The following is a 23285-nucleotide window of genomic DNA, read 5'->3' as shown; positions in this document are numbered from 1 at the left end:
GCTCAGCCTGCGCCAAAGGCCCCGCTTCGCCAAGTTTTCTAATATCCTCTTTCTGGAATATAGTGAACGGTGAAGCGGGCCGCCGTCCGTCCGGATTTATAGCATGCGAGAGGCGTCCTGGTGTGGAATCAGGCATCATTTCCGGACCTGCCGGACACACCATATATTTTCGGAAGCATGCTCACGGATATGTCCTTAAAAAAGGCGGCGAGGGCAAATGGCAGCGGGATCCGCCGGGATCGTGCGGAAACTTTTGTACCGCCTTAAAAAGGCAAATTCGGCCGTGGGAGCTGAAAAAGTTGGCAAACCGATTTAAACATCGATGGCGCAGCGACCAGCTCGTTGTTCTGGGGTTGCTGTGCCTCCTCTTTCTTATTTTTATCGCGTTTCTGAATTGGATGCTGGCTCTGGCAGGGCTGGTACTCTTGGCTCTTTTTGCTGTATGGTTCGTGTTCAATGAGGCTCAATTTAATAAAGAACTGATCGAATACATTGCAGGGCTTTCCTATCGTATTAAAAAAGTCGGGGACGAAGTGCTGCTCCAGATGCCGATCGGGATTATTCTTTACGACAAATCCGAACGAATCGAATGGTGCAATCCGTACCTCAATAAAATTGCCGGAGATGAAGAAACAAACGTTGGAAAGTACGTGAACGAGATTTCCAAAGAGCTGGCGGACCTCATCTCGTCGGATAAAGAATCGTCAATCATCACAATCCGCGAACGGCAATACCGTGTACGCTTGAAAAGACCGGAAAGGCTGCTCTATTTTACCGACATCACGGATATTCTGGAGATTAAAAAAAGATACTTCAATGAAAAGACGGTCATTGCCCTCATTTTCCTGGACAATTACAAAGAAGTGACCGAAGGTCTTGAAGATCAGATCCGGAGTACAATTAACAATGAGACAACGTCGATTATCAAGAAATGGGCATCGGATCACGGCATTTTTTTGCGGCGGACTGCATCTGACCGCTTTCTCGCGGTGCTGAATGAAAAACGGTTGACCATGATCGAAGAGGAGCATTTTTCTATTCTCGACAAGGTGAGGGAGAAAACAGTCCCGCTCAGCCATATTCCGCTGACGCTCAGCATCGGCGTCGGGGCGGGAACGCCGATTCTTGAAGATCTGGGCTCCTACGCGCAGTCTGCGCTTGATCTCGGACTGGGGCGCGGCGGCGATCAGGCAGTCATCAAACGACCGGACGGAGATGTGAAATTTTACGGCGGGAAATCCAATCCTGTTGAGAAAAGAACGCGTGTCCGGGCGCGGGTTATTTCGCACGCTTTATCGGAGCTGATGCTGGAGAGCGACCAGGTGATGATTATGGGACACAGAGTACCTGATCTTGATTCCATGGGAGCATGTATCGGTGTGCTGAAAATCGCTCACGCCAATGGGCGCAGCGCGAAAATTATCCTTGATCGGGAGCAAAATGTGACCGGTGTGTCCAGACTGATCGATGAACTTCAAAGGGACCGCAACCTTTGGTCCAACTTTATTTCCGCTGATGAGGCCCACGGGCAGGCAACGAGACGGACATTGCTTGTTGTTGTGGACACTCATCGTCCGTCCATGGTTGTCGATCCGCAGCTTCTGGAAAGTGCGATTCGTGTTGTCGTGATTGATCACCACCGGCGGGCGGAGGAATTCATTAAGGATCCTGTACTCGTTTATATGGAGCCCTATGCATCGTCAACGTCTGAACTGGTCACGGAATTGTTGGAATACCAGCCCAATGAGCGCCCGCTTAATGTCATTGAAGCGACGGCGATGCTGGGCGGTATAGCGGTAGACACGAAGAACTTCACACTCCGAACCGGTTTCCGTACCTTCGATGCAGCGTCTTATCTGCGGGCGCACGGAGCGGATACGATTCTCATCCAGAAATTTTTAAGCGACGACCTGGAGCAATTCAACCAGCGTGCCGAACTCATTCGCAGGGCCAAAATTTATCGGTCCAATATCGCTATCGTTGTCGGCGAAGAAGAAAAGCAGTATGATCAAGTGCTGCTAGCCCAGACAGCCGACACGCTGCTGACGCTGGAAGGGATCAGGACATCTTTTGTGATCGGTCTGCGGGATGACGGGCAGGTCGGCATCAGCGCAAGATCTCTGGGCGACGTGAATGTCCAGATCATCATGGAAAGCATCGGCGGCGGCGGACATCTGAATAACGCGGCCACTCAGATGAAGGATACGACGGTCGGCGACGCTGCGGAACAGGTCAGAGCGGCAATCGACAGTTATTTTGAGGGAGGTTTGTCCTGATGAAAGTTATTTTTATCAAAGATGTAAAAGGCAAGGGCAGTGAAGGAGAAGTCAAAGAAGTTTCCGAAGGTTATGCCCGGAATTATCTATTTCCAAAAAACATGGCTGTTCCGGCTAATAAGAGCAGCCTGAAACAGCTGGATACCAAAAAAAAGAAACAAATGGAACATGAAGAAGAGGAGCGCCGGGAGGCTGAGGCGCTCAAAAACAAAATAGAAAATATAACGATTGAACTGAAGGCAAAATCCGGGGAAGGCGGGCGTCTGTTCGGTTCCATTACAAGCAAACAGATTGCGCAGGCTTTTCAGAAGCAGAATATCTCGGTCGATAAACGGAAAATTGAACTGCCCGAACCGATACGCACTCTCGGATTTACGGATGTGCCTCTTAAACTGCACCCGCAGGTCATGGCCAAAGTGAAAGTGCATGTTACGGAAGAGTGAGCGGCGTGCGGAGCGTATCGTCAGTTTCAGAGGTTTTTTCCGGCAACTGTCCGCCCGGGCAGACATTGGCTGATGTTCAGCACGGGCCGTTCAATCAGTATAAATAAGGGGATAACAGCATGAGTGACTTATTTGCGGATCGCACACCCCCGCACAATACGGAAGCCGAGCAGGCCGTTCTCGGGGCGGTTTTCCTTGAACCGTCAGCAGTGATTACGGCGTCGGAAATGCTCATACCCGAAGATTTTTACCGTACAAGCCATCAGCTGATCTTTTCCGCGATGCTGGATCTGTCGGAGCGGAATGAGCCGGTCGATGTCGTGACCGTAACGGCCGCCCTTCAGTCCGCCAGACATCTGGAAGAGATCGGCGGTGTTTCCTATCTTTCGGATCTTGCCGGTTCGGCGCCGACCGCGGCCAATATCGAATATTACTGTAACATCGTTACAGAAAAGGCCCTGCTTCGCCGGCTGATTCGCACGGCAACCAATATCGTCTCCGAAGGTTATACACGTGAAGACGAAGTAGAAAGCATACTTGACGATGCTGAAAGAGAGATTCTTGAAGTCGCCGAGAGAAAGCGGACAAGTGAGTTCCGGTCAATTAAAGACGTTTTAATTGAAACATACGACAATATCGAAATGCTTCAGAACCGGGAAGGCGACGTCACCGGGACGGCGACCGGATTCATGGAACTTGACCGGATGACGGCCGGCTTTCAGAAAAGTGATCTGATCATTGTCGCAGCGAGGCCTTCCGTGGGAAAAACAGCGTTTGCTCTCAACATCGCTCAAAATGTGGCCACGAAAAATGACGCCAACGTCGCGATTTTCAGTCTTGAAATGGGCGCCAGGCAGCTGGCCATGCGTATGTTGTGCGCGGAAGGCAACATCGATGCCCAGAAGCTGCGTACCGGACGGCTCGAAGACGACGACTGGCAGAAACTGACGATGGCCATGGGCAGCCTGTCACGGGCGGGCATCTATATTGACGATTCTCCGGGAATCAGAGTGAATGATATTCGGGCGAAATGCCGAAGATTAAAACAGGAAAAAGGCCTGGATATGGTCATTATCGACTACCTGCAGCTGATTTTGGGATCAGGCGGCCAGCGCCGCCAGGAAAACCGGCAGCAGGAAGTCTCCGAGATCTCCAGAACGCTGAAGGCCATGGCACGTGAACTGGATGTTCCGGTCATTGCGCTGTCGCAGCTTTCGCGCGGAGTTGAATCCAGACAGGACAAGCGTCCAATGATGAGTGATATTCGTGAATCAGGCAGTATTGAACAGGATGCCGATGTTGTGGCTTTCCTGTATCGCGACGATTATTACGACAAAGAAAGTGAAAAACAGAACATTATTGAAATTATCATTGCTAAGCAGCGTAACGGACCCGTGGGTACGGTCGAACTGGCCTTTATCAAGGAATACAATAAATTTGTCAATATTGACCGGAAACATCGGGAAGAAGATATGCCCCCAGGTACGTAAAGCCCGGCGGATCCCTCCGAGCTCTATCACGACGGGCGTTTTTAAATCCGAACGAAAAATAATCTCCTGTAACTGAATGTTCGGTTTTTCGTTGACTTTTTAAACGAAAACCTGTTAGACTTAAAGGTGGCTTGAGTGAAAAAATGATTAGGGGGCTACACACATGTCTTCTGTTGTTGTAGTAGGTGCCCAGTGGGGCGATGAAGGAAAAGGCAAAATCACAGATTATCTTTCTGAGAACTCGGAGGTTGTTTCCCGTTATCAGGGTGGAGATAATGCAGGCCATACGATTGTCTGGAATGAAAAAAAATATAAACTGCAGCTCATGCCCTCCGGTATTCTTTATGATAATAAAATCTGCGTGCTCGGCAACGGGATGGTCATAAACCCGAAATCGCTGTGCAGGGAACTGGATTACATGAAAGAGCAGGGCATTAATACGGATAATCTGCGGATCAGCAGCCGTGCGCATGTCGTTCTCCCCTATCATCTGAAGCTGGATATGCTTGAGGAAGAGAGAAAGGGCGCATCGAAGATCGGTACAACGCAGAAAGGGATCGGTCCCGCGTATATGGATAAGGCGGCAAGAATCGGGATCCGGATGGCCGACCTCCTTGAACCGGAAACATTTAAGAAAAAACTGACAAAAAATTTGGCTGAAAAGAACCGCCTTCTTGAAAAAATGTATGACAGCGCGGGATTCGATATCAATGACATCTACGGCGAATATCTTGCCTACGGCGAACGTGTGCGCCACCTGGTGTGCGACACGTCGGTTGTGCTGAATGATGCGCTGGATGCAGGGAAACGTGTGCTCTTTGAAGGAGCCCAAGGCTGTATGCTTGATATTGATCAGGGGACCTATCCTTTTGTCACTTCATCCAACCCGGTCGCCGGAGGAGTAACGATCGGCGCGGGTGTCGGTCCTACGAAAATCAACCATGTTGTCGGCTGCGCAAAATCCTACACGACGCGTGTGGGCGACGGCCCGTTTCCAACCGAGCTGAACAATGAGATCGGCGACCGGATCCGCGAAACCGGCCATGAATATGGAACGGTCACCGGACGTCCGCGCCGGGTCGGCTGGTTCGACAGTGTTGTGGTCCGCCACTCACGCCGTGTGAGCGGTCTGACCGATCTTTCACTGAACTGCATCGATGTTCTGACCGGCCTTGAAACGGTGAAAATCTGCAAAGCCTATGAATACCGGGGCAGGGTGATCGAAGAATTTCCTGCCAGCCTGAACATACTGGCTGAGTGCAGCCCGGTATATGAAGAAATGCCCGGCTGGACCGAAGACATTACGAAGGCGCATTCTCTCTCGGATCTGCCGCAGAATGCCCGCCACTACATGGAGCGCATTTCACAGCTGACCGGCGCTCCGCTTTCATTGTTCTCAGTCGGTCCCGACCGGAAACAGACGATTGAGGTGCGCAGCGTCTTTGCCTGATCGACGGAACAGGAATTGTGTGAGTTGGATACAACCGGCCGGAAACAGCCATTTTGTTTCCAGGCCGGTTTTTTGAGTGCAGAGAAACCCGCTCCGGAAATTCAGGAAAATTGCAGATGAAGCGGACTATCCGGCGGTTGAGAATGACTCTGATCAAAAAAGCATGAGCGGTTTTCCTAAGTGATTTTCTGAAAAAGAGTTGCTATTCTCTTTCATTGATGGTACAATATTGTCTGTGCCGCAAAAAGGAAGTACGATTGACAGGTGTATTCAGAATAAACAGCGGTTGGAAAATTTTATAATTATCGCGGGGTGGAGCAGTCTGGTAGCTCGTCGGGCTCATAACCCGAAGGCCGCAGGTTCAAATCCTGCCCCCGCAACCAATGGATCCGTGGTGTAGTGGTTAACATGCCTGCCTGTCACGCAGGAGATCGGCGGTTCAAGTCCGCTCGGATCCGCCATTACATATGGCTCGATAGCTCAGTCGGTAGAGCAGAGGACTGAAAATCCTCGTGTCGGTGGTTCGATTCCGCCTCGAGCCATGCTTTTTGCTGTGGAACGCGCTTTTAGTACAGCGTATTGTTTGCAATTTTAATAAGCCAAAGCGGCAAACCCTTGGATGAACGATCCAGGGGTTTTGTGTATTTATGACAGAGTAATTGCTCTTATGGTAAAATGAGATGAAACTTGATCTTTTGTCAGGCATTCGGTCAGCTTCCCGACTGCTTTATGGAAAGAAGCGGCGGAACTGGCTGCAAGCCTTTCAAATAGCGATACTCACATTCCATTTATTTTAGCGGATGTGAGCATAAAAAAACAGAAAGATTCACGAGGGGGCAACCTCATATGGACAGCAAGATTTTAGTTGTAGACGATGAACAGCCGATAGCGGATATATTGCAATTCAATTTGGAAAAGGAGGGCTATGAGGTCGTATGTGCCTATGACGGGGAAGAAGCTTTGAAAAAAGTGGAAGAGGAAAATCCGGACATGGTTTTGCTCGATGTGATGCTGCCGATCAAGGACGGTATGGAAGTCTGTCGGGAAATCCGCAAGACACACAATATGCCGATTATCATGCTGACGGCAAAAGATTCGGAAATTGACAAGGTACTCGGACTGGAAATGGGTGCGGATGATTACGTAACAAAACCGTTCAGCAACAGGGAGCTGATTGCCAGAGTCAAGGCAAATCTCCGCCGTCACAGGCAGGAGGCGCCCGAGGATGAGAAAAATAAGGAAAACGACATTGAAATCGGCGATCTCGTGATTCATCTGGACGCCTATGTCGTCACCAAGCGCGGCAAAATGATTGAGCTGACGCATCGCGAGTTTGAGCTGCTCCACTATCTGGCCGACCATATTGGTCAGGTTATGACCCGGGAAAACCTGCTTCAAACGGTCTGGGGCTATGATTATTTCGGCGACGTCCGGACCGTTGACGTGACCGTGCGCCGCCTGCGCGAGAAAATTGAAGATAACCCAAGCAGGCCGGCCTGGCTTATTACGCGGCGCGGAGTCGGTTATTACCTGAAAGTGCCGAACCAGGAGCCGGCGGAATGAAGAAAGTCGGTTTTTTTAAATCGATTCAGTTTAAATTCGTTATTATTTATGCATTGCTCATCCTGCTCGCGATGCAGCTGATCGGTGTTTTCTTTACCGATCGTCTGAAGACCTATTCACTGGACAATTTTGAAAACGCCCTGATCAGCCAGAGCAAAATCATGGCCTATAATATCGGCGAAGCGATCCGGGAGGCAAGAGAAACAAACAACAGCAATCCGAATAATGTGGCCAAGCAGGTAAAAAACCAGCTTTCCGGAGTCGACAGCGGCATCCGGGAAATGGAAGTCATTGATAGCAACGGGGTTATCATTGCAGCGGACGACAAGCATTCGAGCGTGATCGGAGAACGAACAACAAACGAATTAATCATGCGCGACGTTTTATCATCGAACGAAGTCAATCGGTACCGGCGGACGGATCGAAACTCCGGAGAACGGGTGGATATCGTGACAGCACCGATCCGGGTCAATAACCAGAAGTATGGAATTCTCTATGTGGAGAAAACGTTTGAAGGCGTTTATGCACAGCTGCGGACAATCAACCAGATACTCGCGACCGCGACGATCTTCTCGCTTCTTGTGACGGCAGTGCTCGCCTTTTTTCTTGCGCGGACGATTACGAAGCCGCTAGTACAGATGCAGCGGCAGGTTCTTGCGGTTTCACATGGGAATTTCACGCGGAAGGTGGAGATGGTCGAGAAGGATGAAATCGGACAGCTGGCCGCTTCCTTTAATAACATGACCAAAAAATTGCGGGATGCGACCGCCACAACTGAATCTGAACGGCGTAAGCTGAAGTCCGTTCTGACTTACATGACGGACGGTGTTGTTGCTACGGATCGGAAGGGGAATGTGATCCTGATGAATAATCGGGCGGAAGAGCTGCTCGACGTTTATCGGCACGATGTCACCGGAAATTCGCTTCTTGACCTGCTCAAGATCCGCAAAAACTACAAAATCATGGATCTTTACGGAATGACTGATTCAATCATGCTCGATTTCAGCAATGACGAACAGACCGTTTTACTCAGAGCCAATTTCTCAGTGGTCAAAAAGGAAAATGGTGCGGTAAACGGGCTGATTGCTGTGATTCATGATGTGACGGAACAGGAACAAGTGGACATGGAGCGGCGTGAATTCGTAGCCAATGTCTCACATGAACTGCGCACGCCTCTCACCACGATGAAAAGCTACCTTGAAGCACTTCAGGATGGTGCGGTGAGCGATCCGCAACTGGCGACGAAATTTCTCGATGTGACGCAAATGGAAACGGAACGAATGATCCGTCTTGTAAACGATCTGCTGCAGCTGTCGCGGCTTGATACAAAAGATTATAAAATCAACCTGCAGCGGACCGACTATGTGGCTTTCTGCGACCGGATCATCGATCGCTTTGAAATGTCGAAGAAACAGAACATCCAGTTTGTCCGCAAACTCCCAGAAGGGACATTTTATGTCCAAGTTGACCGTGACAAACTGACCCAGGTTATTGACAATATTCTTTCAAATGCGATGAAGTACTCTCCGGAAGGGGGATTGATTACGTTCAGGGTGATAAGGAAGGGGCAGAAGATCCGCACGATGATCAGCGATCAGGGTGTTGGCATTCCGAAGGAAAATCTGGCCAAAGTGTTCAACCGTTTCTACCGGGTTGATAGAGCGCGTTCAAGAAAACTTGGCGGGACAGGGTTGGGCCTTGCCATTGCCAAGGAAATGATTGAAGCGCAGGGCGGAGATATCTGGGCGGAGAGCGAGTGGAACAGAGGAACAACGATTCACTTCATTCTTCCGCTTGACCGGGAGGAAGTCTGACATGAATCATGAAGCGTTCAAGACCATTCTGCTCAGTGCCCTTGTGCTTGCCAGTGTCGCCATGACCTGGAATATTTGGTTTTATAAAACAGACTATGAAAATTACAAGGGACCTTCCGAATCCGTGAAACCCGTCGCCATCGCCCAGTCTCAAAGTATTCCGGATGTGGTCCGACCCTCGCTTGTTCTTCAGCACGTGAATAATGAGACATTTGGCCAAACGGACAACACTCTGGTTATGAATGTGTACAGCCTTTTTCAAAAGGCCGCTTTCACCAATGTCTCTCCAGCTGGTATAAAGAGCGCCCCGAGACGCACGGGCAGCGTTTCCTATGAACTGATTTTTCCCGCCCCGCTGACGCTTGATGCTCTGCAGAGAGTGTTTCATTTCGACCGGTTGGATCCCTCGCTGACAACATACACACTTGTGGACCGTGTGGAAGTTTATGCTTCATCCGATGACGGCCGGGTAGTAACGGCTGTCTTCCGCTCTGAGCAAGGAAAGGACGCGTTCTACGCCACAGCCGGCCACTTGACCATGAACGATCTTAAAAATGCGGTGGAAAAAACCGAGCTGCAGCCGTACGGCAAGCAGCAGCTAAAAAACAAAACGGTTTATCTACCGCTTGGGACAACCAGTATCAGCAGCATAATGACCTACTATGAAGAACTGCCGATTGACGAGTTTATCCCGGTTCTGTTCAACGATCCCGATAACGTCTTTTATACAAGAGGGAAGACAATCTATTCCGATGGAACAAGGCAGCTGGAAAAGACGGGCAGCATACTGCAGTACGTCAATCCGGGCATCAGCGGAAGCGCGCAGGGTGTGTTTGATCCGATTATCCACAGCATCGATTTTATCAACAATTTTAGCGGATGGACCAACAATTACACGTACGACGGCCTGATTTCACCTGGAAAAGGCCAGCCGGCCGGCGCGGAATTCCGCATTCAGGTCGGCAATTACATGGCCTATAATACAGAATACTATCCGAACACGTATTTGCCGACGATGGAATTAACTTGGAGAAACGGAGAACTGAACACGATGAACAGAACGCTGCTCAATCTTAATCTGATCGATGCCCAAGTCAGTGTCACTCTGGACTCCGGAACGGATACGCTGCAAAAGCTGCGGCAGGCGTCGATACCAGTCAAAAATATAGAGGATCTGTCCATCGGCTACAGGCTGAATACTCCGCAGGGCGGAAGAGACCATTCACTGAATCTGACACCCGATTGGTTTTACAAAATGGACAATCGCTGGTATTCGGTAACCGATGCCACCCTGCCGCAGCATTCTCTGAATCAAAGAGGGGGGACACCATGAACTGGAGCAAAACCAAATCGATCTTCATCATTTGCTTCTTTTTGCTGGATGCCTTTCTTGTCTTTGAACTGTATCAGAGACAGCAGGCGGAGAGCATCGGAGGGCTCACCGACGGGCAGGCGGCGAATGTCCTGCAGAACGGCAGCGTCAAACTGCAGACAGTACTCCCGCCGACGCCTCAGGATGCCACTTTTCTCCGCGGCAGCCGGGTCGATTTTTCCAATGAAAAGGCGAACGTTTCCGCGCTGATGGATCCCGGAAGGGGAATGGTCAGACAGAAAATCAGTATTGAAAACGGCGGGTTGCTGCTGCACAGCGTGTTCAGCGGTCCAACCACAGTGTCGATGGAGAATGCGAACTTTCAAAAAAACCTGCTGAACATGGTTTATCAGGGGCAGGATTTTGCGTTATGGCAGTCGGGTTCCAAAAAGGGGGACGCGAACTTTGTTCAGCTTTTCAACAATCGGCCGGTTTTTATCAGCAGCCGGAGCAACATTCCAATGCTCGATTTTGCGGTAAGCAACAATCAGATCACTGGCTACCGGCAGAGCTATTTCAATTTTAAACAGACCAGTCGCGTAGGCGTGATCACCGCGGAGACGGCAATCAACAATCTGGCGGCCGCGAATGATTTGCCGGGGTCCGAGCATCCGCAGATCAAAGTTGTGGAACTGGGCTATGTGAATCTTATTGGAGACACGGGTTCCGATCCGCTGATTTTCGTCCCGGCCTGGCATATCGTTGTCAAGAAAGACAAAAGCACAAGTGAATTTTTTGTTAATGCCGTCTCCGGAACGGTCCAGTCGCTTAACTGACGCCTGGAAGGCGATTGCGGCATTTTTTACACTATAAGTATAAAAATTTTAAGGATTATAGTGTAAGCGACCGAACAGATCGCCGCGTCCTGCGGCATGTTCGGCATTAGGCCGTCCTGGCCCCCGCAACTAAGGCTTCGCCTGCGCCAGGGGCTTGGCTTCGCCAAGTTTGACTTTAAATGCCGGAAAAAGAAGGCAAAACAGAGACAGGCCGTCCGGTCCAATTCTTGATTGTGATCCGGCCGTCGGCCAATTTCTAATTTTTTGTCAGGGAGTGGGAGATCATGGTTTTGCACTACAGCGTTCTGGCGAGCGGCAGTACAGGAAATGCGCTCTATCTTGAAACGGAGGGGCAGCGCCTCCTGATAGACTGCGGTCTGAGCGGGAAGAAGATGGTTGAACTGCTCGGCCAGATCGGCCGCAAGCCCGAAGATATCAGCGCTATTCTTGTGACGCACGAGCATAGCGATCATATAAGGGGACTGGGTGTCTTCGCGCGTCGTTTTCAGACACCGGTGTACGCCAATGAGAAGACGTGGCAGGCGATGTCCCCGGTTGTCGGTGAAATTCCGACGGATCAGAAATTTGTCTTTCAGGCGAACACCCAGCGCAGTTTCGGAGGACTCGATATCGAATCGTTCTCCGTCTCTCATGATGCGGCCGATCCGATGTTTTTCGTGATCCATGAACAGGAAAGAAAGCTGACGCTGCTGACTGATCTCGGTTACGTTTCCGGGCAAATCAAGGGAATGATCCGGGACTCGGACGCGTATATCATTGAGGCCAACCACGACACAGAGATGCTGATGATGGGCAGATATCCGTGGAGCGTCAAGCGAAGGATTCTCGGGGATACCGGCCATATCTCCAACGAGGAATCGGGGCTCGCGCTGGCTGAGGTTCTCGGAAATCGAACAAAAAAAATCTTTCTTGCCCACCTGAGCAAGGATAATAATATGAAAGAACTTGCGCGTCTGAGCGTTGGCCAGCGGCTTGAAGGCAGCGGCCTGAAAATCGGGCGGGATATCGGGCTTTTCGATACCGATCCGGAACACGCGACACAGCTGACGGCGATTTAAGGTTTAACAGAAGAAACTTGGGGAAACCCTGTACATATAGAGCGATTCGAACTTCGGACATGACGGGTCGCCAGATTTTAAGATGGGTAATACTTGCATGATCACGGGATTCCGGTTTTCATTTTTCTCTTTTCAAACAGAATTTTTGAGCTTTTTTCGATGGTTATATAAATTGTCACATAATTTTTATCGGGAAAAACATCGGTGGTACATTAAGATTACAGGCAGGTCCCTTGTCCGGAACATCGCGTCTGTTGGGATCAAGAAAATCGAAACGAAGAGGAGGAATAGTGTATGGGATATTACGATGACAATCGTATAGAAAATCCGCCGGCATCGGATCCCGCACCGAACCATTCGGAGAAAAGGCGGGGGCGCGGAGGCTGGTTCTTCGCCGGATTCATCGGAGCCATCGTCGGTATTGTCTGTTTTCTGATTTTCGCTCCAATCTTATCCAGCCTAGGCGTGCTCCCTTATTCTGTGACAACCGGAAGCCAGTCAACGAGCAATGTTGCCAGTCCGACACTAACACGGGATGTCAATGTGAATGTGAATACAGCGGTCACGGATGCGGTAGCCAAGGTTTCACCTGCGGTTGTGGCCGTGATCAATCTCCAGAAGGCGAACTTTTTCGATAACCAGTACACCGAGTCGGGAATTGGGTCAGGCATTATATATAAAGTCCTCGGCTCTTCCGCTTATGTCGTAACGAATGATCACGTTGTGGCGGGTGCAGGAAAAGTCGAAGTCAGGCTCACCGATAATACGAAAGTGCAGGCTACGGTTCTTGGGACCGATTCACTCTATGATCTTGCTGTTCTCAAAATACCTTCCTCCGATGTTAAGACCATTGCTCAGTTCGGCAATTCATTAAGCTTGAAGCGCGGGGAACCGGCCATCGCTATCGGCAATCCGCTCGGTTTCTCCGGTTCGGTGACAGAAGGCATTATCAGTTCTACCAACCGGACGATTCCGGTCCAGAGCAACAACGCGACGGTTGAAGCCCAGGTGCTGCAGACAGATGCGGCGATCAATCCGGGAAACAGCGGCGGCGCGCTGGTCAATATCGCCGGACAGGTTATTGGTATCAACTCGTCGAAAATTACATCGTCAAATTCGCAAGGTGTCGTTGAAGGCATCGGATTCGCGATACCGATCAATGTAGCCAAGCCGGTCATCAGCAAACTGGAGAGCGGTAGCAAGATCCAGCGGCCGATGCTCGGCGTCAGCATTGTCGATCTTTCCATGGTGCCGCAGGATCAGATCAGCCAGCTCCAGCTTCCAAATTCCGTAACGTCGGGCCTTGTCGTCACGGACGTTCAGAATGGAAGCCCGGCCGCAAAGAGCGGGCTTCAGGCGGGCGATGTCATCACGGAAATCAATGGATATAAAATCAGCAGTTATCTTTCATTTTCCACCTACATGTATAACAATCTTCATGCCGGCCAGACCGTACAGATCAAATACTATAGAATGGGAAAGGCTTCAACGTCGAATCTGACTCTTGGAAGCACAACATTCTCATAAAGGTTTAGAAAACAGACGCAGGGATCTTCGAGATCTCTGCGCTTGTTTTTTTGCACAAGTTAAGAAAGAATAAAAGATTAGAGGTGTCTAGTACAAGAAAAACTAAGGCTCAGACCGTCATCAAAGACTTTGCTTCGTCAAGTTTTTCTTGAAGAAAATGCGTTTGGGGGACAACCTGTGCACAGAATGGAAAAGTTATGCACAAATTATCCACATATGGGGAAAAGCTGTGCACAATTGAAAAAAGTTTCAGCATTCTCTATGATAAAATGAAAATTAGCCAAAGCGATATCATGGGGCAGTTGCGTGCGGATGCGTCTGAATATGCTTAAGGAACGCGGTCGGAACACCTATGCAGGTATCTATTAGGGGTTTGAGAAAAGGTCCGGTTTGTCGGATTGACACAAAAATGGGAAAAATACGAAGTACGGATTGATGGGTTATCCACATTCGGGGAAAACATCTTTTTTCAAGGTATAGATATGGTGGCAAACGCATGCTTGCATACCGAATGTGGACAGCCCTTGTGGATATGTGCATAAGTTCTGTGTATAACTTATGTATAAGGATGGGATAAGCTGTGAATATCGAAATTTTATGTGTAGGAAAACTGAAAGAAAAATACTTTAAACAAGGAATTGAGGAATACATCAAGCGCCTGCGTCCGTACGCGAATGTGTCGATTGTCGAAGTCGCCGACGAAAAAGCGCCGGAAAGCCTGTCGGAAGCGGAGATCGAACAAGTCAAGACGGCGGAAGGCGAGCGGCTGTTAAAAAAATTGCCGGACAGCTCCTACGCCATCGTGCTGGCCATTCATGGGAAGCAGATGCCGTCGGAAGCCTTTGCCGAGAAAATCAGGGAACTGGCCACCTACGGGCAAAGCGATATCGCCTTTATCATCGGCGGGTCAAACGGACTGAGCGACGCCGTGCTGCGCCGCGCCGATTTCCAGCTCTCCTTTTCAAAATTTACTTTTCCCCATCAACTGATGCGCTTGATCCTGGTTGAACAGATATACCGGGCGTTCAAGATAATGAGGGGAGAACCGTACCACAAGTAAATGAGGTTTTTCGTGAGAGTCAGCAATATTAGATTATTTCGCCAACGAGAAACGATAGCTCAATAACTGATACGGGCATCTTTAAGGTGTTAAGTGACAAAAAAGTCGATTACAAACAGTAAAGTTGGTAAACCATTCTATTCAACAATCAGGCTGTATTCTTGAATAACACATGGTGCTTAATTTGGATAATTATGTAAGGAAAATGTTTCAATGGAAAATTGGGCCGGATGTACAAATTGGCTAATTTATTATTGCAATCTAGCGCCCTGAATGCTTTTTCTAAAATGCGCGACCAGAGTCGTCTTGAGACAGATTTTGCATAGTGGTGAATCTATTGAAGAACGTAGAATTGACGAAATATCAAATGAAACACGATGAAATGGAAACAGTCAAAAAAAGGCTACCCGTAAAGGATAGCCTTTTGACGCCTGCTTATATAAAATTGTATTACTTTTCTCCTGCTTTAACATTCTTTTCAAAATCTATTTCATCATTATTTTCAATATCGCTTATTTCATCGATGCGGCGCTGATGGCGGCCGCTTTCAAACTTTGCATCTAACCACACCTTTACAATCATTTTTGCCAATTCGCTGCCCACAACTCGTGATCCGAAAGCCAAAATATTTGTGTTGTTATGCCGCTTGGACAACTCTGCGGAATATGGATCGCTGCATGCGACGGCTCTGATGCCCTTAACTTTATTAGCAGAAATTGAAATACCTATTCCGGTGCCGCAAATTAAGATACCGAGATCATAATTTCCAGAGGCTACTTCTTCGGCAACTTTTTTACCATAAATCGGATAATCTGTTCTTTTTTGATCATAAGCACCGAAATCATGGACGTCATAGCCCAGTTCTTTTAAATAATCAATAATGTCCGGTTTTAAAATATAGCCGACATGATCAGATCCAATCGCAATTTTAGTCATGGGTCATTGCTCCTCTTTGTGTAAGTTATTTAATATGGACCGGTATGAATCCGGTTTATTAAATAGTGATGAAGTTCCAAGCACAAAACCATGAACACCCAATCTATATAAATAGGCTATTTTGTCAGGCGTCATTGCTCCATCGACAACAACTTGATAATGATATGAGTTCCTTAGCTCAATTAATCGGATGATCTTCTTATCGACATAATCCAGATATTTTTGGCCGGAAAATCCGGGATTAACCGTCATGACCAAAACATAGTCGGCCAGATCCAATAGAGGATTAATCACTTCAATTGAAATATCAGGGTTTATTGCTATTCCGGCTTTAATATCGAGATTGTGTATTGAATCCATTGTTCGTGCAGGATGCTTATCACTGTCAGGATGAATATATATAATATTTGCCCCTAATTCATGAAAATAATTGATATAATTTGAAGGTTCCTGGATCATTAAGTGGGCATCAATTGTCTTTTTAGTGGCATTTCTAACAACGGTATAAGCTTCCGGTCCGATACCAAAATTTGGAACATAATTGCCGTCCATTATATCCATGTGAAAGCCATCTGCCCCTGCAGCGTCTAATTCTTTAACTTCTCTACTTAATGATGCAAAATCAGCACACATCATAGAAGGCAGAAGTATCTTTTTCATAATAAATGCCTCCTTTTGAGTAATTGTTTACTCATCCGATTGAAATGAGTACTACTGTATTATCAGCCATGAGTCGAATAATCTAGAATTAAAATGGGAAAACGATTACCCTCTACGAAATATATTATAACTACGGCAGGTCGCTCATGTCAACTCTGATCTTAATCAAGTGCCTGTTGATCCCCTCTTAATTAATGTGACTGGAATTTCTTGTTTGATCGGAGTAATGGTGCCCGGGCTTTTAATATTATTGAGCAATATCTCACACGCTCTTTTAGCTATTTCTCTATAGTCTTGTTTAATGGTGCTTAGTCCGGGTGTAATGATACTCGCTTCCGGTATATCATCGAAGCCAATAACTTTTAAATTATGAGGAACGTTTATTCCGAGTGTCTTTGCATCCTTTAATATTGTGACGCCTATAGAATCATTAATAGCAAATATCCCATTAATACTTTTGCTGAGAACACAATTATTTTGCAAGAAGTTTTTTATATAAATGACTTCCTCTTCCTTGTTCATTTTAGGAATTTTTACGATGTTATGATCGCTTATGGGGATGTGATGTTGTTTAAAAACGCTTACAAAACCGTTCAAACGAGCTTCTTGCGACGAAGATGTTAAAGCGTGCATCATGATGATTATTTTTGTCGCTCCTGCGTTAATGAGTTCTGTGGTAGCCAATTTGGCACCTTCCAAATGATCAGATTCGATAAAAGCTGTATTATCATTATCTTTTGGTTTTCTATCGATACAAATAAGAGGAATTTGTTTTGACATATTTTCGATTCCAAATTCTCTTAATCCGGATATAACGATAAGACCGTCGATCATTTTACTTTCCAGCATTCTCAAATAAGCCGTTTCTTTGTCTATATTTCTGGCCGTGTTGCAAATGATTGTCGAATATCCCTGCTCGAACATGATTCTTTCGATTTCCTGAACAGTACTGGAAAAAAAGAAATTGCTAATATCCGGTACCATAATACCGATCGTATTTGATTTTTTCATGCGTAAACTTTTAGCTATTACATTGGTGCTGTAATTGTTTTCTTCAATTATTTTAAGAATTCTCTTGCGTGTTTCCTCAGAAAATCTCCCGTTATTATTAATAACACGAGACACTGTGGCGACTGAAACTCCGCTTAACTTGGCAATTTCCTTAATTGAAATATTTTTTTTATTCATAGCGTTCACCTAATATTCGTTTTAGACAGTATTTGTTAATATGATAATATAAGTCATTGATATGTACAAACATTTACCTGTAGAAGTTATCCAGCTTTTCCTGAGGCGATGGTTTTTGATAGAAGTGGCGAAAAAGTAATCGACAATCCCTGAGCCAAAAAATAACATCAGATAAATATGAATCCGGAATTAACAAGGAAAAAGCAATTAGCTTTTGTGGCAAATAAATGAAAACGCTTTACAGCGAAAAAATCTTATGGTATATTAAAACCATGCCATGGGAAAACGATTACTCTGTAATTATTTTTTTAACTGTTTTGGGAAAACGATTTCCCTTTTATTTCTGAAAACCTGAATGATCCGTAGGGGAGGGACTATGAACTGACCAAAGGAACTGGCCCTATCGGTGCGCCTCTTATGAATTGTGCATCTGATCAATCAGTTAGATTCATCAATCTCTTGGTTATACAAAAATATTTTTTTTCAGAAAGAGATGATAAAGATGTCGGAAAGTTTGGGTAAAAAGATACTGAATTTAGTTGGCGGTGAGAACAATATCAATACAATCACACATTGTGCAACACGTCTTAGAATGACTCTGAAAGACAACAACAAAGTAAAAAAAAACATTTTGGAAAATACGTCGGGAATTCTAAGTATCGTTGAAAAAGGCGGCCAGTTTCAGGTTGTCATTGGTCCCAATGTACCTAGTGTTTATGATGATTTAATCACGGAAACACATCTTGGCGAAGGGTCAAACAGTACTTCCTATAAAAGCAACGGGAATATTTTAACCAAAGTTTTCGACACAATAGCAGGGATTTTCACACCTTTGCTTCCATTGCTTGCCGGTTCAGGTGTTTTGCGCGGTTTGGTCCTGTTATTTACACAAGTTGGCTGGCTGTCAGACACGTCCGGAACCTATCACATTCTGACAGCGGCTTCGACTTCTGTTTTCTATTTTCTTCCAATTTTGCTTGCGTTTACAACGGCGAAAAAATTCGGTGCGAACTTATACGTTTCTGCAGCAATTATGGGAGCACTGATTATGCCTGAATTTACAAACATTATGGGTTCTCATGGGAATGGTGTGATCACGCATTTCTTTGGCCTTCCAATTGTGACCATGACCTACACATCAACTGTCATTCCCGCAATTCTAGCTATCTGGTGTCAGTCATATCTTGAAAAGTTTCTTAAGAAACATATTTATGAGAACTTACAGCTTTTATTTGTTCCTTTAACCTCGCTTTTTCTTATGGTCCCTGTAACTGCAGGATTATTCGGCCCGTTTGGCGTCTATACGGGCGAAGGAATCGCTAATGTCATCAATTGGCTCATTCAATCGAACGGGTGGATTGCTGGTATGTTAATCGGCGGAGTCTGGAACGTATTTGTGATCTTCGGTCTCCAATGGGCAGTCAATCCAATAATGATTACTGATATTAGCACACTCGGATTTGATAAAATTGTTCCATTAACAGCAGCAGCCAATTTTGGAATGGCCGGTGCCACTCTCGGTACTTTCCTTAAGACCAAAAATAAAAAGACGAAATCATATACAATGTCTGCTTTGTTGTCTATTTTCTTTGCGGGGATTACAGAACCGGCAATTTATGGAGTAGCTGTAAGATATAAACGGCCATTGATCGGTGCCATCATTGGAGGTGCGGCAGGCGGCGCTTTTATAGGCGGCATGCAGACAAAGGCATTTGCCTTTGTGTTTGGGGGCTTAACGACATTGCCCGCTTTTGTCGGATCCACGTTTGTTTACTATGTCATTGGTTTGGCCATTTGTTTTGTCGTGGGGGCTATTGCCACAATGATACTTGGCTTTGACGAAAATTCCGGCGAGACTGCCGATAAAAATGCGAAAATGGTGGAGAGCACCCCATTAACTATTAAACAGCAATTCATTGATGCACCTGTTTCCGGCAAAATATCGAAACTATCAGCGAGTTCCGATCCTGCCTTTGCGGATGGAAGTATGGGCTCGGGGTTTGTGGTGAGCCCTTCTGATGGAAATATATATGCACCTGTCAGCGGCGTTGTCAAAATGTTATTTCCGACTCATCATGCGATTGGAATACAATCCGACAACGGTACCGAAATTATGATTCACATAGGAATTAATACAATGGAATTAAACGGAAAATATTTTGAGAGTCATGTGACGCAAGGTGCGAGGGTTCAAAAAGGGCAGTTATTGATAACGTTTGATTTAGATTCAATTAAAAAAGCAGGATACGATATAAGCACCCCGGTGATTGTGACAAACACGCAAGATTATAAAGACGTCCAACTGCTTAAGACAGGTATCCAATCACATGGAACCACTGTCATGGAAGCATTAATAGAATGAATGGCCCTTTCGAAATACGTTTTTAGCAGGCATTGTTGAAGGGAAGAACTATTTTTGGGAACAGCATTTAAAAGGAACTTTCTCTGGGGCAGCTCGACAAACGCACAGCAATTTGAAGGAGGATGGGATAAAGGAGGAAAGGGATTATCAATTGCCGATGTTCGAAAAATTTCCGGCATCTCCGATTTTCCCGGATTTAAAAAAGCATCCGATCACTATACACATTATCAGGAAGATATAGCTCTTTATGGTAAGATAGGCTTTCAAATTTATCGATTTTCAATGGCATGGACACGTATTTTCCCGAATGGCGATGATCCGGAAGCGAGCAAAGAAGGATTGACTTTCTATGATCGTATACTAAGCGAACTGGAAAAATATAAAATTAAACCGGTTGTTACGTTATATGCGTATGATCTCCCGCTTGCTTTATTAGAAAAATATAACGGATGGATGAATCGTGAATGCATTAAGGCCTATACGCGCTTTGTTGAAACAGTTGTCCATTATTTTAAGGGCAGAGTGAAGTATTGGATCCCCTTTAACGAGCAGAACTTCTTGTCATTGGACTCAGAATATATGACGGGCTACAGAGCAAAAAGCAGGGAAGAGGTCTTTCGACTAGAGCATCATTTTAATTTGGCCTATGCCGCGGCAACAAAGATTGTCCATCAAGTGGATCCGGAAGCAAAAGTCGGAGGAAATATCGGTAATATTTGTGTATACCCTAAGACCTGCAATCCAAAAGATGTCGAGGCCTGCGACGAATTTATGAAACGAATCGGCTATGCACCCGGGGATGTGTATTTCAGGGGAAAATATCCAGCCTATCTGCTGAAACAATATGAAGGCATTAATTTTGATCAAATCATACACGATGGCGATTTGGAACAGATTAAGTCCGGTGAACCTGATTTTATGTCTTTAACTTACTATATGTCTTCAGCGGTCGGTGCGGAAGATCTGATCGAAAATGATTCCCAGCAGATGAACGGTATTAAAATAACAAATCCGTTTGTCAAACAAACAGAGTGGGGATGGAATATTGATCCGTACGGTTTTAAACATTACCTGGAAGATTTCCACCATCGTTATCAATTGCCTATTCTTATTTTAGAGAACGGATTGGGTCATCGTGACAAAATCGAGGACGATGCCGTTCACGATGATTATCGTATTCAATATTTAGCTGCCCATATTGAACGAATGAAAGAGGCTGAAGCGGACGGTGTGGATCTGATAGGCTATCTCACATGGTCGGCAACCGATCTTTATTCAACAAGAGAAGGGTTTGAGAAAAGATATGGTTTCGTGTATGTGGATAAGGCCACTTTAAAACGAACAAAGAAAGACAGCTTTTACTGGTATAAAAAGGTCATTGAGACCAATGGGGCTGATCTCAGCAACTAATAAGGGGTATCGGCAGATTGGATGATCAGGCGTTCAGGGGAACCTTTCTTGTTTTTGTTTAGGTTGGGAAATGACTCCGGCTTCGTGTCAATGAGACTTTCAGATGTCTGTTGCTGACTCAAGAAGGCCCCTGCAAGCTGTACCCGCCTTATCTGATGCCGTTTGACGACATGCCGGCAAGCAAGCTTTTTGTGGTGATTTGATTTTTCAATTCTAAGAGTTCTCCCGGTAGCAAATGAGAGGTCAACGCATGAACCCCTCACGAGACGGGAGAACTCTTTTTCTGTTTAACCCCCCCTTAAAAAACTCCATTTTCCTTTGGAGGTTTCAAAGGGAGATAATAATGAAAAATACACGGCTATTGGTAAACCAGATTTAGACGTTGTCTTGTTAATTTTATTTGCCCAGAAGCAACATCCATTTCAATAGTACGGCTAAAACATCCTCCGGTATCAACCAACTGGTAGTTCAATCCCATATATTCTAGTATTTCTATTGTTTTATTAATATTTTTTTCCCCAATCTTGAAAATTTTATCACTTTTCGATTCTGCTCCGCCAAATAGGCAAATATTTAATTCGTTTCTTAAGCAACCATAATCATGACACATTTTATTAATTAATATTGGGACTCCGATAGTCGCATAGTATGCAGATAATGGGATTTTCTTGAGATTTTCACTGGGTTTTGGGAGTACAATATGAATCATTCCCGCAGTCCTTTTTCTTTTTGAATACATCGTTAACCCTACGCAAGAAGATAAAGCAAATGTTTTCAATACATCACCTGCTCTGTTGGATACAGCCAGTTCCCCTAATCCAATAATCACTTCCATTCTTTCACCTTCAGTGGTAGATTGACTGGATAATAAGACTGGGAATCTGTTCAAGATTAGCTTGTTTATCGACAGCACCAATATTAAATGCTACTTTCGGCATCCCGTACACAACCGAGGAAGCCTCATCCTGACCAATAGTCGTTCCGCCAGCTCTTTTTATTTTAAGCAATCCCTTAGCACCGTCATATCCCATTCCTGTGAGGATAACGGCTGTAGTCTTATTTCCAATCTCTTTAGCAACCGACTCAAACAACACATCGACAGATGGAATATGCCCGTTCACTTTTTCTCCACGGAAACACTCAATCTTAATCTGACTTCCTGTTTTTTTTACTCTCATATGTTGATCACCAGGTGCAATAAAAACCTTTCCCTGTTCTATAATATCTCCTGTTCTTGCTTCTTTGACCGAAAAGACCGTTTCGGCATTTAGTCGCTCCGCAAACATTCTGGAAAAAACTGGCGGAATGTGCTGGACAATAACTATCGCCGGACAGGTTGGCGGTAGTTGTTTCAGTACACTGTATACTGCCTCGGTACCACCTGTTGATGAACCAATAGCAATGACTTGAACCTTACTACTTCCTATAACCGATCCGACCGGTCCTTTGCTTTTCTCGTGATTGTACGGCTCTCTTATAATTTTTGATTGAGCAGCGATCTTGATCTTGGAAATGAGTTCTAGAAGAAAGCGTTCCACATTATTAGGGGACTGAGCATCCGGCTTTGAGATAAATTCAACCGCTCCTGCGTTAACTGCATCAAATACAGCACGGCTTACTGAACTAACGACGATAACAGGTATCGGATATTTTGGTAAAACTCTCTTGATAAATTCAATCCCATTCATTTTCGGCATTTCAATATCACAGGTCATGACATCTGGTTTGTATTTTAATAACCTTTCTATAGCTTCGAGCGGATCCTTAGCGGTAGCCACCACTTCAATACTTGAGCTGGTGGAAATTCCTTGAGAAATCACTTCTCTGAACAAATAACTATCCTCAACAACAAGAACTTTAATTTTTTTTGTAATCATAT

19 protein-coding genes and 3 tRNA genes are annotated in these 23285 nt (G+C 45.9%); 17 read left to right on the top strand and 5 right to left on the bottom strand.

Annotation, left to right across the window (positions count from 1 at the left end):
- Positions 1-120 precede the first annotated feature (120 nt).
- The 15 genes from IEX81_RS16605 to rlmH all read left to right on the top strand — a co-directional run bounded on the left by IEX81_RS16605 (position 121) and on the right by rlmH (position 14850).
- On the top strand, positions 121-267 hold the full coding sequence (locus tag IEX81_RS16605; protein WP_229727581.1) for a hypothetical protein: 147 nt from the start codon (positions 121-123) through the stop codon (positions 265-267).
- Between the two features lie 32 nt (positions 268-299).
- Positions 300-2276 carry a DHH family phosphoesterase gene (locus IEX81_RS11145; protein ID WP_188803309.1) on the top strand — a complete coding sequence of 659 codons (1977 nt, stop codon included), beginning with the start codon at positions 300-302 and terminating at the stop codon, positions 2274-2276.
- Positions 2276-2719, top strand: a complete 444-nt coding sequence (rplI, locus tag IEX81_RS11140) for a 50S ribosomal protein L9 (protein WP_188803307.1) — start codon at positions 2276-2278, stop codon at positions 2717-2719. The genes IEX81_RS11145 and rplI overlap by 1 nt, the downstream gene beginning before the upstream one ends.
- Before the next feature lie 119 nt (positions 2720-2838).
- Positions 2839-4209, top strand: coding sequence for a replicative DNA helicase (gene dnaB, locus IEX81_RS11135; protein WP_188803305.1), 1371 nt, complete (start codon positions 2839-2841; stop codon positions 4207-4209).
- 163 nt (positions 4210-4372) lie between these two features.
- Positions 4373-5659, top strand: a complete 1287-nt coding sequence (locus IEX81_RS11130) for an adenylosuccinate synthase (protein WP_188803303.1) — start codon at positions 4373-4375, stop codon at positions 5657-5659.
- A gap of 306 nt (positions 5660-5965) precedes the next feature.
- Positions 5966-6042: transfer RNA gene (locus tag IEX81_RS11125), tRNA-Met, on the top strand.
- A 2-nt stretch (positions 6043-6044) separates the two neighbouring features.
- Positions 6045-6120: transfer RNA gene (locus tag IEX81_RS11120), tRNA-Asp, on the top strand.
- An 8-nt stretch (positions 6121-6128) separates the two neighbouring features.
- Positions 6129-6201 (top strand) — tRNA-Phe (locus IEX81_RS11115).
- A gap of 304 nt (positions 6202-6505) precedes the next feature.
- Entirely contained in the window at positions 6506-7222 is a 717-nt protein-coding gene (gene yycF / locus IEX81_RS11110) for a response regulator YycF (RefSeq protein ID WP_188803301.1), read from the top strand.
- On the top strand, positions 7219-9036 hold the full coding sequence (gene walK, locus IEX81_RS11105) for a cell wall metabolism sensor histidine kinase WalK (RefSeq protein WP_188803299.1): 1818 nt from the start codon (positions 7219-7221) through the stop codon (positions 9034-9036). Before yycF ends, walK begins: the two co-directional genes overlap by 4 nt.
- A 1-nt stretch (position 9037) precedes the next feature.
- Positions 9038-10369, top strand: a complete 1332-nt coding sequence (locus IEX81_RS11100) for a YycH family regulatory protein (protein WP_188803297.1) — start codon at positions 9038-9040, stop codon at positions 10367-10369.
- The gene (locus IEX81_RS11095) at positions 10366-11184 is read left to right on the top strand and encodes a two-component system regulatory protein YycI (protein WP_188803295.1); all 819 of its coding nucleotides are present in this window, start codon (positions 10366-10368) and stop codon (positions 11182-11184) included. Before IEX81_RS11100 ends, IEX81_RS11095 begins: the two co-directional genes overlap by 4 nt.
- A gap of 284 nt (positions 11185-11468) precedes the next feature.
- Positions 11469-12263: an MBL fold metallo-hydrolase gene (locus IEX81_RS11090; RefSeq protein WP_188803293.1), complete on the top strand. Its 795-nt coding sequence runs from the start codon at positions 11469-11471 to the stop codon at positions 12261-12263.
- Between the two features lie 294 nt (positions 12264-12557).
- On the top strand, positions 12558-13790 hold the full coding sequence (locus tag IEX81_RS11085) for a S1C family serine protease (protein ID WP_188803291.1): 1233 nt from the start codon (positions 12558-12560) through the stop codon (positions 13788-13790).
- Positions 13791-14370: 580 nt separating this feature from the next.
- A complete protein-coding gene (gene rlmH, locus IEX81_RS11080; RefSeq protein WP_188803290.1) occupies positions 14371-14850 on the top strand; it encodes a 23S rRNA (pseudouridine(1915)-N(3))-methyltransferase RlmH in 480 nt (159 codons plus the stop codon).
- Between the two features lie 450 nt (positions 14851-15300).
- Here rlmH and rpiB read toward each other — a convergent pair whose 3' ends face one another.
- The 3 genes from rpiB to IEX81_RS11065 all read right to left on the bottom strand — a co-directional run bounded on the left by rpiB (position 15301) and on the right by IEX81_RS11065 (position 17634).
- Positions 15301-15786, bottom strand: a complete 486-nt coding sequence (gene rpiB / locus IEX81_RS11075) for a ribose 5-phosphate isomerase B (protein ID WP_188803288.1) — start codon at positions 15784-15786, stop codon at positions 15301-15303.
- A gap of 3 nt (positions 15787-15789) precedes the next feature.
- A complete protein-coding gene (locus tag IEX81_RS11070) occupies positions 15790-16449 on the bottom strand; it encodes a ribulose-phosphate 3-epimerase (protein WP_229727583.1) in 660 nt (219 codons plus the stop codon).
- A 162-nt stretch (positions 16450-16611) separates the two neighbouring features.
- Positions 16612-17634 (bottom strand): LacI family DNA-binding transcriptional regulator, encoded by a 1023-nt coding sequence (locus tag IEX81_RS11065; protein WP_188803284.1) that lies wholly within the window; start codon positions 17632-17634, stop codon positions 16612-16614.
- A 502-nt stretch (positions 17635-18136) separates the two neighbouring features.
- Here IEX81_RS11065 and IEX81_RS11060 point away from each other — a divergent pair.
- Both IEX81_RS11060 and IEX81_RS11055 read left to right on the top strand, forming a co-directional pair.
- Entirely contained in the window at positions 18137-19996 is a 1860-nt protein-coding gene (locus tag IEX81_RS11060) for a beta-glucoside-specific PTS transporter subunit IIABC (protein WP_188803281.1), read from the top strand.
- 54 nt (positions 19997-20050) lie between these two features.
- Positions 20051-21406 (top strand): glycoside hydrolase family 1 protein, encoded by a 1356-nt coding sequence (locus tag IEX81_RS11055; RefSeq protein WP_188803279.1) that lies wholly within the window; start codon positions 20051-20053, stop codon positions 21404-21406.
- 358 nt (positions 21407-21764) lie between these two features.
- Here the strand turns inward: IEX81_RS11055 and IEX81_RS11050 are convergent, their stop codons facing one another.
- Both IEX81_RS11050 and IEX81_RS11045 read right to left on the bottom strand, forming a co-directional pair.
- Positions 21765-22241 (bottom strand): chemotaxis protein CheD, encoded by a 477-nt coding sequence (locus IEX81_RS11050; RefSeq protein WP_188803277.1) that lies wholly within the window; start codon positions 22239-22241, stop codon positions 21765-21767.
- A gap of 10 nt (positions 22242-22251) precedes the next feature.
- Positions 22252-23283, bottom strand: a complete 1032-nt coding sequence (locus IEX81_RS11045; protein WP_188803275.1) for a protein-glutamate methylesterase/protein-glutamine glutaminase — start codon at positions 23281-23283, stop codon at positions 22252-22254.
- Positions 23284-23285: the final 2 nt, after the last annotated feature.

This window comes from Sporolactobacillus putidus, assembly GCF_014647035.1.
GTDB lineage: Bacteria > Bacillota > Bacilli > Bacillales > Sporolactobacillaceae > Sporolactobacillus > Sporolactobacillus putidus.
This window is presented reverse-complemented; position numbering and strand designations above follow the sequence as displayed.

What these genes read in the sequence shown, in the direction of transcription:
- IEX81_RS11090 (WP_188803293.1), top strand. Translation starts at nt 11,469, where the DNA reads ATGGTTTTGCACTACAGCGTTCTGGCGAGCGGCAGTACAGGAAATGCG.
- IEX81_RS11095 (WP_188803295.1), top strand. Translation starts at nt 10,366, where the DNA reads ATGAACTGGAGCAAAACCAAATCGATCTTCATCATTTGCTTCTTTTTG.
- IEX81_RS11060 (WP_188803281.1), top strand. Translation starts at nt 18,137, where the DNA reads ATGTCGGAAAGTTTGGGTAAAAAGATACTGAATTTAGTTGGCGGTGAG.
- IEX81_RS11050 (WP_188803277.1), bottom strand. Translation starts at nt 22,241, where the DNA reads ATGGAAGTGATTATTGGATTAGGGGAACTGGCTGTATCCAACAGAGCA.
- IEX81_RS11085 (WP_188803291.1), top strand. Translation starts at nt 12,558, where the DNA reads ATGGGATATTACGATGACAATCGTATAGAAAATCCGCCGGCATCGGAT.
- IEX81_RS11065 (WP_188803284.1), bottom strand. Translation starts at nt 17,634, where the DNA reads ATGAATAAAAAAAATATTTCAATTAAGGAAATTGCCAAGTTAAGCGGA.
- IEX81_RS11100 (WP_188803297.1), top strand. Translation starts at nt 9,038, where the DNA reads ATGAATCATGAAGCGTTCAAGACCATTCTGCTCAGTGCCCTTGTGCTT.
- yycF (WP_188803301.1), top strand. Translation starts at nt 6,506, where the DNA reads ATGGACAGCAAGATTTTAGTTGTAGACGATGAACAGCCGATAGCGGAT.
- rpiB (WP_188803288.1), bottom strand. Translation starts at nt 15,786, where the DNA reads ATGACTAAAATTGCGATTGGATCTGATCATGTCGGCTATATTTTAAAA.
- walK (WP_188803299.1), top strand. Translation starts at nt 7,219, where the DNA reads ATGAAGAAAGTCGGTTTTTTTAAATCGATTCAGTTTAAATTCGTTATT.
- IEX81_RS11045 (WP_188803275.1), bottom strand. Translation starts at nt 23,283, where the DNA reads ATGATTACAAAAAAAATTAAAGTTCTTGTTGTTGAGGATAGTTATTTG.
- dnaB (WP_188803305.1), top strand. Translation starts at nt 2,839, where the DNA reads ATGAGTGACTTATTTGCGGATCGCACACCCCCGCACAATACGGAAGCC.
- rplI (WP_188803307.1), top strand. Translation starts at nt 2,276, where the DNA reads ATGAAAGTTATTTTTATCAAAGATGTAAAAGGCAAGGGCAGTGAAGGA.
- IEX81_RS11130 (WP_188803303.1), top strand. Translation starts at nt 4,373, where the DNA reads ATGTCTTCTGTTGTTGTAGTAGGTGCCCAGTGGGGCGATGAAGGAAAA.